This window comes from Salinispora sp. CH2A1_6 (genome assembly GCF_056820975.1).
The window spans coordinates 359099-371699 of the sequence record NZ_JBXEDG010000003.1 but is presented as its reverse complement, the minus strand read 5'-3'; the positions used below and the strand labels follow the sequence as shown (position 1 = coordinate 371699).

Sequence of the window (12601 nt, the reverse complement as noted above, 5' to 3'; positions counted from 1 at the left end):
TTCCGTAATCGCTGCTTAACGGATTAAGGCGGGTATCCGGCCAGTCGCTCGACCTCGGTGCGGGGCGTAGGGTGTGCCGGCACCGGGTAGCCAAGGGCATGGCGCGGTACACCGACCCAAAGCTGCGGAGAAGACTCAAAGACGAGATCAAGGCATCCGACAAGGGCGCCCGGCCCGGACAGTGGTCGGCCCGAAAGTCACAACTGCTGGTCAAGGAGTACGAGAAGCAGGGCGGGGGCTACCAGGGGCCACGAGACGAACGGCAGCGATCCCTGCGACAGTGGGGCCGGGAGAAGTGGCAGACCCGAGAGGGCGACACCCGGGCACGCCAGGACGGCGAGACGAAGCGTTACCTACCCGAACGCGTCTGGAAGCAACTCCCCGAGAAGGAACGCCGCGCCACCGACACCAAGAAACGTAAGGCGTCGAGGAGCGGACGGCAGTACGTGGCCAACACCGGGCCGGCCAGCCGTACCCGCCGCGACACCACGTCGGTCGACCGGCTACTCGACCTGCGGGTCCCCGACGCGGCGAAACGGCTGACCGGGCTCGACACCCGCCAACTCCGGTCCGCGCTTCGGCGCGAACGCGCCGGCAAGAGCCGCAAGACGTTGGTCCGCCGAATCGAGGCGGAACTGGCGCGCAGGTAGGGCACCCGTGACCAGGGCCCACCCGCGGAGGTAATCCCGAGGGTGGGCCCGGCTGCGGCTAGCGCCAGGTGTCGGTGTTGGTGCGGGTCCCGGTGGCCGGGGTGGTGAAGCTCCGGTTCGACTGGGACTCCCAGGTCACCGAACCGTCCGGATTCTTCTTCACATACTTGTACTCGATGTGGGTGCTCGGCGGCAGGTCGACGGTTGCCCGCCAGACCGGGTAGTCGGCTGCGGAGAGCGCGATGGCGTTGTCCGGATTCCAGCTGCCCAGTTCCGCGACATTACCGACCACGAAGACGTTCTGCCCGAAGTAGGTGTTGACGGTGGCGTGGAACGAGCTGGGGATCGCCGGAGCGGGGATCGAGTCGCCCCGGAAGGTCTCGGTCAGCGCGTACGTCCCGGAGGCAGGAGTGGTGAAGCTCCGGTTCTCACCGGGCTCCCAGGTCACGTCTCCCCCGCCGGTCACCTTGATGAACTTGTACTCGACCGCGGTGGACGGGGGCAGGTCGATCGTGCCGCGATAGGTGTTCCCACCCTGCGGGATCAGCCGCACCGCAGCGGCCGGGGACCAGGAGCCGAGCTCGGAGATGCTACCGACGGCGTAGATCTCCTGATCGGCGCTGGGGGTCGCGCTGACCGTGAAGGTCGTGGCGATCTCGTCGGTGGGGTCACCGGTGGGGCTGACCGTCGGCGAGGGCGTCGTCCCGGGACGGGCGTTGACGTGGATGGCGACAGCGTTGTTCGCCGGGATGCTCACGGTGGCCTGACCGCCGGTGACACTCACCGTAGCGCCGGTGCAGCCGCTACCGTCGACCGCGCCGGAGATGACGTCACAGTAGTCACCGTCAGCGAGGCCGGTGGTGAAGGTGGCGGTGGTGGTGCCACCGGAGTCGTTGATGCCGATCCAGGCCCGGTCGCCCCGGTGAAAGCCGATCACGTTGTCATTGACCGCGGTGAAGTCGGCGATGCTCTGGACCGAACGCGCCGCGTTGGCCCAGCCCACCATGCCCTTGATGCCGGTGCTCTGGCTCAGGCAGTTCCAGGCGCCACCGCAGACCGTGTCGGTGACATACCCGCCACCGTTGTGTGGCGGGGACTGGTTCCGATTCGACCAGGTGAAACTGTCGAAGACCGACGGCTTGCCATGCGGGTAGGCCAGCGCGAAGTAGTTGGCGAGCACGTAGTCGGTGCCGTCCTTGTACGACAGCACCACCCCGTCTCGCTCCAGGTCGTGATTGGTGACCATGGAGAAGACGTTGGCACTCGGCGCATCGAGGTTCCAGTTTGGAATGTCGCCCAACGTCGCAATCGAGCCCTGGAAGGCGGAGCGAATGCCCTTGGCGTACGCGAAGTCGAGCACGTCGCCGTTGCCGATGAACGCCCGGGCCTGGAGGGCGGGGTTGCTGGCGCCGTCGAAGATCTCCTGGGCGACGTAGGGACGTCTCCCCTCCGCGACGGTGTCGTCCAGCCGGCTGAGGATCGCCGCGAAGTCGTCCTTCCGGATGTGCTTGACCGCGTCCACCCGGAAACCGTCGACACCGAGGCCGATCAGGTCGTTCAGGTACCCCGCGATCGTGTCGCGCACGTGCTCCTTCTCGGTGTAGAGATCGGCCAGGGAGAGCAGCTCACAGCTGGTTACCTGGGCCTCGTTGTCCCAGTCGTTGATGGAGCCGTCGGTCGGGCAGTTGTCGCCCGGGCGATGGAAGTCGCCTCCGCCATAGGGAACCGCGGGGTAGCTGTAGCCGGAGAACTCGGTGCCGGCGTAGCCGCGTGTGCCCGGCGGGTTGTTGGTGCCGGCCATGTGGTTGACGATCGCATCCACATAGACGCGCACACCCGCATCGTGACAGGTGGTAACCATGCTGGCGAACTGCTCCCGGTTACCGAACCGGCTCTCCAGCTGGTACGAGACGGGCTGGTAGACCTCGTACCAGGGGTGCACCCCGTCGGCGCTGTTGGGTAGGTACACCGACTCCTGCGGCGGGGCCACCTGCACCGCGCCGTAGCCAGCGGGGCCGAGGTGGTCGGTGCAGGCGGTGGCGACCGAGTTCCAGTTCCACTGCCACAGGTTGGCGGTCACCTCGCTGTCGTTGAGGACGACAGCGGCGCGGGCGGAGCTGGCGGTGGTCGCGGCGGTGACGACCGCTGTGCCGCCCACCGCGACCAGCGCGGCGGCGAGCACCAGACGGCCGGCGCGGCCAACTGGATGTGGTCTCGCGGTTTCCATGACGGGGACCTCTCGTGCGAAGGGGCGCTCGGCAAGGGCGGACGGCCATCCGGTAGCGAACACGATGCGGCATCCATGAAAGAAGTTGCAAGAGTTTTCGGAAACATTCTCGAAACTTCACTGCCCGCCGTCAGGCGACCACCCAAGCCACTCACCCACAGGGCGCTAGGGTGTGCGGCATGGCCCACGTGGACATAGCAGTACAACAGGGCGACGAGGTCGTCGTGGCCGACTACACAAACTCCCGCTTCCAGCTCGCCTCGATCAGCAAGCAGTTCACCGCCGCTGCCCTGCTCCTGCTGGTGGAGGAGGGCACGCTACTCCTCGAGGATCCCATCAGCCGCTGGATCGACGGCTGCCCGGAACAGTGGCGGGACATCACCCTGCACCACCTGCTAAGCCACACCTCCGGCCTCGGCCACTGGGACGACTACCCCATGATCAATCTGGGGCAGTGGGTCGAGCCGAGCGAACTACTGAAACCTTTCACTCCGTACCGGTGCAATTCCCACCCGACGCGGGCTGGAGATACAGCAGCCCGGGGTACGTGCTGTTGGCGCAGATCGTTCAACGATCCGCCGACAGGCCCTACCGGGCCTTCCTGGCAGACCGTATCTTCGACCGCCTCGGTCTGACCCAGACCTTCGCCGGAATGCCCACCGCACGGCCGAACCTGGCACTCGGCCACGACGCGGACGGCCAGCCGTTGCCGACCTGGGAGCTGGACGTGGTCGGCATGGGAACCGGCGACGTGTGGTCAACCGCCAACGACATGCTGACCTGGCTCGACGCCCTCCAGCGCGGCCGGCTGTTGAGCGAGCCCTACCGCACGCTGATGCTGACCGAGCAGGCCCGGACCGGCAAGGGTCCGGAGGAGAGCGGCTACGGCTACGGCGTCTTCCTGGGCGAGGTCAACAACCGGCGGTGGTGGCACCACAGCGGCCACAACGCGGGCTACAAGACGTTCGTCGGGCACATTCCGGAACTGGACCGCCGGTTCGTGGTGCTCAGCAATACCGAGGCGACCACCCCCAGCATCCTGGAGCCGCTGCTCACCTAACCGCGATCGGCGCGAGTACCTCACGTTCGCGGGTGGACAGGGCGGCGAGCGGGTCGCGGAGGCGGAGCAACAGCTGCCGTACGATAGCCGCCCCGGCGTCCGTCACCACTGTTGAGCAGGGCGGAGGCGTACTCGCTCTGCACGTACTGACTGAGCACCACGACTGCTAGATGCGGCTGTTCCGCACGCCGCGTGGGCGCCCGTCCGATTCGTTCAAGACGGAGGCGCGAACCACTCGTACCGTCGTGGCCATGGCACCCACCTTCAACGCGATCGGCCTTGCGGTGGCCGACATGGCAGCATCCCTGTCCTTCTACCGCCGACTCGGCCTGCTGTTTCCGGCCGGCGCGGAGGATGAACCGCACGTCGAGGTGACCGTCTCCGGCGGCATCCGACTCATGTGGGACACCCACGCCTCACTGCGGTCGTTCGACCCCGACTACGAACCCGGAGCGCCCTCCGGCGGATGGGCCTTTCGCTGCGCGGACGCGGCCGAGGTGGAGAAGCTCCACGCCGACCTCGTCGCCGCCGGGTACCCGTCGGTCCAGGAACCCTGGGACGCACCGTGGGGACAACGCTATGCACAGGTGCGTGACCCGGATGGCAACGTCGTGGACCTCTTCGCCCAGCTCACGTCACCGCAGTAGCGCAGTGAGCGGCACCCCGGCCAACGCCCGCACCTCCCGGGCGAGGTGGGCCTGGTCGGCGTAGCCCGCCTCGACTGCTACCGACGCGAAGGGCTGACCGGTCCGCGCCAGCGCGACGGCCCGCTGCATCCGCAGGATCCGGTGCAGGGTCTTCGGCCCATAACCGAACGCGGCACTGCTGCGTCGCTGCAACTGCCGGGAGCTCAGGCCGCAGCGCGCCGCGAACCGGCCAACGGACAATCCAGCCCGCGCGGCACCGGCCAAAGCGATCATCACACGGTCGGTGCCGCGCCAGCGACCGCGCGCGGCGGCCGTCAAGGCGGCGAGCGGATCCGTCGCCTCGGCGATGGCGCGGACGAACGCCGCCGGCCACACCGCTTCCAACGGCACCTGCCGATCGACCACCTCACCGGCGGGGATGCCGAGCACACCGGGCCCGGTCCCGGCGCCGAACCGCAGCGCGGCGTAGCGACTGCCCGGCGCGGAGGGCGCCACCCGGGCGGTCGTGTCCGGCCCGGCGACAAAGACCGCACCGTCCCGCCAGATCAGGTCGAGGCAGCCGTCGGGCAGCACCCGCGCCGGAGCGCCATCCGGTGCCGTGACGCTCCGCCACGCGACGACGTACGGCAGCGGCGATGCCCGTTCCTCGTACACGCCCGCGATCCTCCTCCGCAGGTATGACGACGCGGCAGCCTCCGCTCCCCCAACGAAGACCTATTGCAGCTGGAAGTCAGCGAAGTCGAACCCGGGCGCCACCACACAGCTGACCAGGACCGGTTGGGCACCGGCGGGGATCGCGGCCTGCCACGTCCCGCCCGGAATCAGCACCTGTGGACGCTGACCGGCGGAGACATCCACACCGAGAGTGACGTCCCTGGATTCGTCGGCCGGCTGCTGGCCAGAACCGCCACATTGCAGCGTCAGCGGACCGCCCGAGTGCCACAACCACAGCTCGTCGGAACGCACCACATGCCAACGGGACCGCTCACCGGGATGCAGCAGGAAGTAGATGGCGGTTGCCGCGCTACGGCTGCCGTCGTATCCGGTGGGACGCAGCGTCTGCGTCGAGCGCCACGTCTCTCGGTACCAGCCGCCCTCGGGGTGGGGCTCGAGGTCGAGCAGTGCAACCAGCTCTGACCGCTGCACATCCGGCACGCGACACTCCTTTCGCTGAGGTGTCGCCCAGGGCGAACCACCGGACCCAGCACGAAGGCGACGGCCTGACGGTAACAGGGACGGCAGACGTACCATCAAGAGCCGCGAGGCGGCGGAGCGATCCCACCCATCCCGTGCGTCGGGCGGCCGTCGGTTCCCGCAACTCGGCGGCCCCGACCAGGCCCACCGCGTACTGTCTTCCTGAACAGACGCCCATGGCAGACGCATCGCGCTTACTCGGGCGACCGGAAGCCCCGTTCCGACTGGGAGTGCGACATGAGTACGGGTACGAATCGCTGCGTCCTGATCACTGGAACGTCCTCCGGCATCGGATTGGCCACCGCCATCGCCTGCGCCCGAGCGGGCTGGACGACCGTGGCCACGATGCGGGACACCACAAAGGCGGAGGCGCTGAACGCCGCCGCGGCGAACGCCGGGGTGTCCCTGGACATCCGTGCTCTCGACGTCACCGACGGATCGGTCCGGGAATACATCGACGCGGTGGCGGCCGAGCACGGCCGACTCGATGCAGTGGTCAACAACGCCGGTGCCGCGCACCTCGGAACGCTGGAAAACGACGGCCTCGCCGACATCCGTGCCTGCCTGGAGGTGAACTTCTTCGGCGTGATCCAGGTATCCCAGGCGGCGATGCCGCACCTGCGGGCCAGCAGCGGCCGCCTCCTGACCATCAGCAGCGTCGGCGGCGGTGTTGGTCAGCCGTTCAACGAGGCGTACTGTGCCGCCAAATTCGCCGTCGAGGGCTACATGCAGTCGCTGGCGCCGGTCGCCCGGACGGTTGGCGTGCAGGTCGGTGTCGTCGAGCCGGCCGCAGTGACCAGCGAGTTCGTGGCCAACGCCAAGGTGGACGTCGCGGCCATGGTGGCGGAGGCCGGGCCGTACGCGCCGGCGCTGACCGCGTACGTACAGCGGGTCCAGACGATGTACGAGGCGGACACCGGCAGGCCCCAGACGTCCGACGAGGTCGCCACTGTGGTCATGGAGGTTCTGACCGCGTCGGAGATGCCCTTCCGGACGCAGACCTCGACCGAGGCGCGTGACTTTGTGGGCCAGTCACTGTCGGACCTCAATGGTGCGGCCGTCCTGGCGGAGACCCGGAGCTGGGTCGGCCAGTAGGGACGGCCTTGTCCTGATCGATGCGCGGTGGGGCCGAGCTGGAGGAAGCTAGCCGCTCCGGCGTCGGACGAACCCGGCGCAGCAGCGACGCCGACAGCACAGCGAGGAGCACCGCCAGCCCGGCGCTCACCCCGCCGGCGGTGTTGAAGCCACTGGTGAACGCGGCTCGCGCCGCTTCCAGCAGCGCCGCGCCAGCCGGCTCGGGCAGCTGCTCGGCGACGACGATGGCGCCGGCGAGGGATTCCGCCGCCGCCTCGCCGGCATCTCCCTGCAGGCCCACCGGGATGGCGGCGGCGAGCGCACTGCCGTAGACGGCTGTGCCGATGCTGCCCAGCAGCGCGACGCCGAGCGCGACACCGAGTTCGGTGCTGGTCTCGGAGATCGAGGATGCGGACCCGGCCCGCTGTGGTGGGGCGGCCCCGATGATCAGGTCGGTACCCAACACGGCACCGGGGCCGAACCCGAAATAGACGAACACCAGGCCGAGTACGGCCAGGCCGAGCCCGCCGGCACTGCCCACCAGACTGATCAGCGAGTAGCCGACCGCCGCGAGCGCCATGCCGCCGGCCACCACGTAGCCCGGTGTGACGCGCCGTGCGAGCAGCGGCGCCAGCATCGACCCGAGCAGCATGGCGACCGCGTATGGCACCATCCACAGGCCGGCTCGCAGCGGGGAGAGGCCCGCGACGAGTTGGGCGTACTGCGCGAAGAGCAGCGCGATGCCGCCGATGGTGGTCCCACCGACCAGCATGATGAGCAGAGCCGCGCTGAAGGTGCGGTTGGCGAAGAGGCGGACCTCCAGCAGCGGGTGGGCGAGCCGGCGCTGCCGGCGGACGAAGACCGCACCGACCACGAGGCCGACCAGCATGGCCAACGGCGGCGCCACACCGAGGCCGTCCTTGGCCAGCTCCTTGAGGCCCCAGATGACCGGTAGGACGGTGACCAGGGAGAGCACGACGCTCACGAGGTCCAACCGGCCGGCGTCAGGGTTTCGATAATCCGGCAACAGGACCGGCGCGGCGATCAGCAGTACGGCCATCACGGGTACGGCTAGCAGGAACACCGAGCCCCACCAGAAGGACTCGAGCAGGGCCCCGCCGACCAGTGGGCCGAGGATCAAGCCGATCATGAAACAGCTCATCCAGATCCCGATGGCCATGGTGCGCTGCTGCGGATTGCGGAACATGTTGCTGATCAGCGACAGGGTGGACGGCATCAGCGTCGCGCCGGCGACCCCCAACAGCGCCCGCGTGCCGATCAGCATCTCGGCGCTGTGCGAGTACGCGGCGACGATGGAGGCCAGGCCGAAGGCAACGGCTCCGACCATCAGCAGCCGTCGTCGACCGATCCGGTCACCGAGGGTGCCCATCGTTACCAAGAATCCGGCGATCATGAACCCGTAGCTGTCCATAATCCACAACAGTTGGGCGGCGTCCGGCGCCAAATCGGCGCTCAACTGTGGTAATGCCAGGTAGAGCACGTTGAGGTCAAGTGCCAGCAGCAGCGTGGGCAGGGCGAGCACCGCGAGCCCAACCCACTCCCGCCGGCCAGCCCGGCTCTCATTGATGTCCATCAGGGGCCTCCGTCGGGTACCCGCACCGGCCCCAGCTCTACCCGTCGTAGTCGTCGTGCAGCCGCCACCAGCTGTACGGTGTGCCCTGCGGCCGCCCGTCCGGAGTGTCCTCCCAGGCCTCCTGCCGGCCCAGCGGGGTCAGGTCGAGCAGGGTCCAGGTGCTGCCGAGGGCCTCTACGCCGCGGCCGGTGGTGAAGTATGTGCGGTACACATCGTCGCCGTCGCGCAGGAAGACACTCAGGCCAAAGGACTCCCCCGCCTCCGACGTCAGCCCGAAGTCGGGGTTGAAGTCGGTGCCGTAGGACGAGTACCAGGGCAACGTCCAGCCCATCCGCTCCTGGAACGGCGTGATCTCAGCCCGGGGCGCTCGCGAGATCAACGCGAGTGTGGTGTCCCGCGCGGTGAGGTGGGCCGGATGCCCGAGGTTGTCCACGAACATGGAGCAGCCCTCGCAGTGGTGCGACGAGCCGGGCGTGAACATGAAGTGGTAGACGACCAGCTGCCGCCGTCCCTCGAACATGTCGGCCAGCCCCACCCGGCCGGCGGGCCCCTCAAAGACGTACGTCTGCTCGATGCGCGTCATCGGCAGCCGGCGGCGCTCCGCGGCGAGCGCGTCCCGGGCTCGGGTCGCCTCCTTCTCCTTGACCAGTAGCCGCTCACGCGCGGCCTGCCACTCCTGGGCGGACACAACCGGTGGCAGGTTCACGATCCTTCTCCGTTCCTGGGGTGCAGCCGGTGGGTCCCGGCTTTCTGGTCCACCCTGTCCGGCGGCAGTCTCGGTCCACTCCCAGTCCACTCCCGGCGATTTCACGGCCGTTGTCGGGGTGCTGGGTTACGGTTGGCCCCATGCGTTTCGGGCTCCTCGGTCCGCTGGGCGTCTGGACGGCGGACGGCACACCGGTCACCGTGCCCGATACGAAGGTCCGGCTCCTGCTCGCCGCTCTGCTGGCCCACGAGGGACAGCCGGTGTCCATCGACCGGCTCCTCGACCACCTGTGGGCGGACCTCCCCCCGGCCAACCCGACCGGGGCACTGCAGACGAAGGTCTGGCGCCTGCGCCGTGCCCTGAACGCCGCGACCCCCGGCGCCCGCGACCGCGTGCTCTCCCACCCACCGGGTTACCTGCTCCGCACCCGCCCGGAGCCGACCGATGCCGAACGGTTCACGGCCCTACTGGAGCGGGCCGCCAACACCGCCGCCGCGCACACCCGGGCCGCGCTTCTCGACGAGGCGCTGGGGCTGTGGCGCGGCCCGGTACTGGCCGACTTCCCCGAGGCTTCGTTCGCCACGGCACTGGCCGCGCGGCTGGCAGAGCAGCGGTTGACCGCCATCGAGGACCGGGCCGAGGCCCGGCTCGCCCTCGGCCAACACCACCCGCACAGCGGGGAGCTCGCCGGCCTGCTGACCCGCCACCCGTACCGGGAGCGCCTGCGTGCCCTGCACCTGCGGGTGCTGTACCGCGCGGGCCGACAGGGTGAGGCGCTGGACAGCTACGACCAATTCCGCCGACAGCTCGCCGACGAACTGGGCGTGGATCCCGGTCCCGAGCTGGTCGCCCTCCACCGGGCGATCCTGTCGCAGGACCCGGCGCTGCTCGCCCCGCCGCCGGCGGGTAGCCCGGTTACCATCGCGCCCGCACCATCGGGCACAGCGCTTCCCGCACGGGCGCGGGGAAACCTTCCCGTTGCGCTGACCGAGCTGATCGGCCGGGAGGAGGCGGTACGCGACCTCCACCGCCTCCTCGACGCCGGCCGGATGGTAACCCTGGTGGGCTCCGGCGGGGTGGGCAAGACCCGGCTGGCGGTCGAGGCGGCCCGCCAGGTAGCCGACGCGTACCCGGACGGGGTGTGGCTGGTCGAGCTCGCGGCCCTGGAAGCCGACCCGGCGGTCCTGGCCGGGGCGATCCTCGCGGTGCTCGGCGTCCGCGAGGACGCGGAGCGCCCGCCCGCAACGCCGGCCGAACGTCTGCTGGCGGCGCTGCGCGGTCGCCAACTCCTGCTGCTCCTGGACAACTGCGAACACGTCGTCGAGCCCGTCGCCGCGCTGGCCGACCGGGTGCTGCGACAGGCGCCGGGCGTCCGCCTGCTGGCCAGCAGCCAGGAGCCGCTGGGCGTCGCCGGTGAGCAGGTGTGCGCCGTGCCTCCACTGGCCCTGCCGGATCCCGCGGTCGGCGACCCGGTGCTGCTGGCCCGGGCGAGCGCGGTCCGGCTCTTCGTCACCCGGGCGACCGCCGCCGCGCCCGCGTTCGCGCTTGACGAGGCGAACGCCCGGGACGTTGGCGAGTTGTGCCACCGGCTCGATGGCATCCCGCTGGCACTGGAGCTGGCCGCCACCCGGGTCCGCGCACTGGGAGTCCGCGGTCTGCTGACCCGGATCGACGACCGATTCCGGGTACTGACCCGGGGACACCGGGGCGCACCACCCCGCCAGCAGACCCTCCGCGCGATGATCGACTGGAGCTGGGAGCTGCTCGGCGCGCCCGAGCAGCTCGTCCTGCGGCGGCTTGCGGTGCACGCGGACGGCTGCACGCTGGAGGCCGCCGAGGTGGTGTGTTCCGACGATGATCTCCCTGCCGACCAGGTGCTCGACCTGTTGGCCCGCCTGGTCGACCGCTCGCTGGCGGTCTCGGCCGAGACGCCGGTCGGGCCGCGGTACCGGCTGTTGGAGTCCGTGGCAGCCTACTGCGCCGAGCGGCTGCGCGAGGCAGACGAGGTGGCGACGGTCCGCCACCGTCACCGGCGCTACTACACCGCGCTGGCCCGCCGGGCCGACGAGGAGCTGCGCGGCCCGAAGCAACGGCGGTGGCTGGTCCGACTCGACCAGGAGACTGCCAACCTACGGCAGGCGCTGGACGACGCGGTCACCGATAGCGACGCGGCGGGGGCGCTCGACCTGAGCACCGCGCTGGCCTGGTACGGCTACCTGCGGGGCCGGCTGCGGGAGACGCGCCGATCAATCGAGGCCGCGCTCGTCGTCGCCGGGCCGGCGCCGGAGACGCCCCGGGCCGCCGCCGCCTGCTGGCGCGCCGGGCTGGCGTTGCTGGAGTGCGGCGGCGAACACGCACCGCTGGTCGCCCCCGCACTGGCCGGCTGGCCGGCCGGGGAGGAGTTGGCGGCGCGGGCGCGGGCCGTGGCCTTCCTCGGGCTCGCCCTGCTCAACACCGGCGATGTGGCCGGCAGCACGACCCTGGTCAACGAGGTGTTGCCGGAGTTCGAGCGACTCGGCGACCGATGGGGCGTCGCCACCGCGCTGAGCCTGCGGGCGAGTCAGGCACTGGCCCGCGGCGACCTGACGGCGGTACGCCGGGACGGCGAACGTGCCGTCGCCCTCTTCCGCGAGCTGGGCGACCGGTGGGGCCAGTTGCAGGCGTCCCTCCCGCTCACCAACCGGGCCGAGGCCACCGGGGACTACTCGGAAGCGACCCGGCTGCACCGGGAGGGCCTGGAGTTGGCCGAGGAGTTGGGGTTGTGGCTGGAGGCCGCGGACCGCCTCTCCGGCCTGGGCCGCATCGCCCTCCTCGCCGGCGACTACGACCGGGCGCGCGAATTCCACGAGCGCGCACGACGCCTGGCCGCCGCGCAGAGCTGCAAACCGGCGGAGCTGTACGCGCAGATCGGGCTGGGCCTCGGTGCCCGCCGCGAGGGTCGCCTCGCCGATGCCGAACGGCTGTTGCGGCGCCTCCTGGACTGGACCCGGCAGCCCGGCCTCGACGCTGACGTGGTGCGGGCCCTACTCCTGGCGGAGTTGGGTTTCATCGCCGAGCTGCGGGGGGCCGCCACCGCCGCGGGTAACCTCCATGCCGAGTCGTTCGCTTTGGCGAGCGCCGTCGGCGACCCCCGGGCGCAGGCGCTGGCGCTGGAGGGGCTGGCCGGCGTGGCGACCATCGACGGCCGCCCCACGGCGGCGGCCCGGCTACTCGGCGCAGCGGCGATGGCGCGTGACTCGGTGGGCGCGCCGCTACCCGCCGGGGAGCGGGGAGACGTGGACCGAATCACCGCCGTCGCCCACACCGCGCTGGGCGCCCCGGGGTTCGCCGAGGAGTTCGGCCGGGGCAGAGGGCTGCGCCCGGAGCAGGCGTACACCTCCTCCGGCACGGCCGGAGCCCGCACTCCGCCTGGGGCCGGCGCCACTCGGTCCCCGGCGGACGTGGGGTGA

At 70.4% G+C, this 12601-nt stretch carries 9 protein-coding genes and 2 pseudogenes; 5 read left to right on the top strand and 6 right to left on the bottom strand.

The genetic code is table 11. The features are described from left to right. Positions 1-98 precede the first annotated feature (98 nt). A complete protein-coding gene (locus AC1UKG_RS06530; RefSeq protein WP_482642255.1) occupies positions 99-650 on the top strand; it encodes a hypothetical protein in 552 nt (183 codons plus the stop codon). A 58-nt stretch (positions 651-708) separates the two neighbouring features. Here AC1UKG_RS06530 and AC1UKG_RS06525 read toward each other — a convergent pair whose 3' ends face one another. Then, on the bottom strand, positions 709-2877 hold the full coding sequence (locus AC1UKG_RS06525; protein ID WP_482642256.1) for a carbohydrate-binding module family 20 domain-containing protein: 2169 nt from the start codon (positions 2875-2877) through the stop codon (positions 709-711). A 179-nt stretch (positions 2878-3056) separates the two neighbouring features. On the opposite strand from AC1UKG_RS06525, the pseudogene AC1UKG_RS06520 reads away from it, so the two are divergent. Continuing rightward, positions 3057-3937, top strand: a pseudogene (locus tag AC1UKG_RS06520) (serine hydrolase domain-containing protein). A gap of 1 nt (position 3938) precedes the next feature. Here AC1UKG_RS06520 and AC1UKG_RS06515 read toward each other — a convergent pair. Next, a pseudogene (locus AC1UKG_RS06515) lies at positions 3939-4137 on the bottom strand (DNA-binding response regulator); the annotation flags it as partial. Positions 4138-4188: 51 nt separating this feature from the next. Between AC1UKG_RS06515 and AC1UKG_RS06510 the strand changes: the two are divergent. Then, the gene (locus AC1UKG_RS06510) at positions 4189-4584 is read left to right on the top strand and encodes a VOC family protein (protein WP_026325346.1); all 396 of its coding nucleotides are present in this window, start codon (positions 4189-4191) and stop codon (positions 4582-4584) included. Here AC1UKG_RS06510 and AC1UKG_RS06505 read toward each other — a convergent pair. Then, positions 4573-5238, bottom strand: coding sequence for a helix-turn-helix domain-containing protein (locus tag AC1UKG_RS06505; RefSeq protein ID WP_018814503.1), 666 nt, complete (start codon positions 5236-5238; stop codon positions 4573-4575). The two genes, AC1UKG_RS06510 and AC1UKG_RS06505, sit on opposite strands and share 12 nt — an antisense overlap. A gap of 60 nt (positions 5239-5298) precedes the next feature. Next, on the bottom strand, positions 5299-5739 hold the full coding sequence (locus AC1UKG_RS06500) for a cupin domain-containing protein (protein WP_018744451.1): 441 nt from the start codon (positions 5737-5739) through the stop codon (positions 5299-5301). A 276-nt stretch (positions 5740-6015) separates the two neighbouring features. On the opposite strand from AC1UKG_RS06500, the gene AC1UKG_RS06495 reads away from it, so the two are divergent. Continuing rightward, entirely contained in the window at positions 6016-6873 is an 858-nt protein-coding gene (locus AC1UKG_RS06495; protein ID WP_482642257.1) for an SDR family NAD(P)-dependent oxidoreductase, read from the top strand. Here AC1UKG_RS06495 and AC1UKG_RS06490 read toward each other — a convergent pair. Together AC1UKG_RS06490 and AC1UKG_RS06485 are read right to left on the bottom strand one after the other, a co-directional pair. After that, on the bottom strand, positions 6824-8446 hold the full coding sequence (locus tag AC1UKG_RS06490; protein WP_482642258.1) for an MFS transporter: 1623 nt from the start codon (positions 8444-8446) through the stop codon (positions 6824-6826). The genes AC1UKG_RS06495 and AC1UKG_RS06490 overlap by 50 nt on opposite strands. Before the next feature lie 37 nt (positions 8447-8483). Continuing rightward, positions 8484-9152, bottom strand: coding sequence for a DUF899 domain-containing protein (locus tag AC1UKG_RS06485; protein WP_018744447.1), 669 nt, complete (start codon positions 9150-9152; stop codon positions 8484-8486). Positions 9153-9292: 140 nt separating this feature from the next. Here AC1UKG_RS06485 and AC1UKG_RS06480 point away from each other — a divergent pair, with 140 nt between their 5' ends. After that, positions 9293-12601, top strand: a complete 3309-nt coding sequence (locus AC1UKG_RS06480; protein WP_482642259.1) for an ATP-binding protein — start codon at positions 9293-9295, stop codon at positions 12599-12601.

What these genes read in the sequence shown, in the direction of transcription:
- AC1UKG_RS06530 (WP_482642255.1), top strand. Translation starts at nt 99, where the DNA reads ATGGCGCGGTACACCGACCCAAAGCTGCGGAGAAGACTCAAAGACGAG.
- AC1UKG_RS06525 (WP_482642256.1), bottom strand. Translation starts at nt 2,877, where the DNA reads ATGGAAACCGCGAGACCACATCCAGTTGGCCGCGCCGGCCGTCTGGTG.
- AC1UKG_RS06510 (WP_026325346.1), top strand. Translation starts at nt 4,189, where the DNA reads ATGGCACCCACCTTCAACGCGATCGGCCTTGCGGTGGCCGACATGGCA.
- AC1UKG_RS06495 (WP_482642257.1), top strand. Translation starts at nt 6,016, where the DNA reads ATGAGTACGGGTACGAATCGCTGCGTCCTGATCACTGGAACGTCCTCC.
- AC1UKG_RS06490 (WP_482642258.1), bottom strand. Translation starts at nt 8,446, where the DNA reads ATGGACATCAATGAGAGCCGGGCTGGCCGGCGGGAGTGGGTTGGGCTC.
- AC1UKG_RS06480 (WP_482642259.1), top strand. Translation starts at nt 9,293, where the DNA reads ATGCGTTTCGGGCTCCTCGGTCCGCTGGGCGTCTGGACGGCGGACGGC.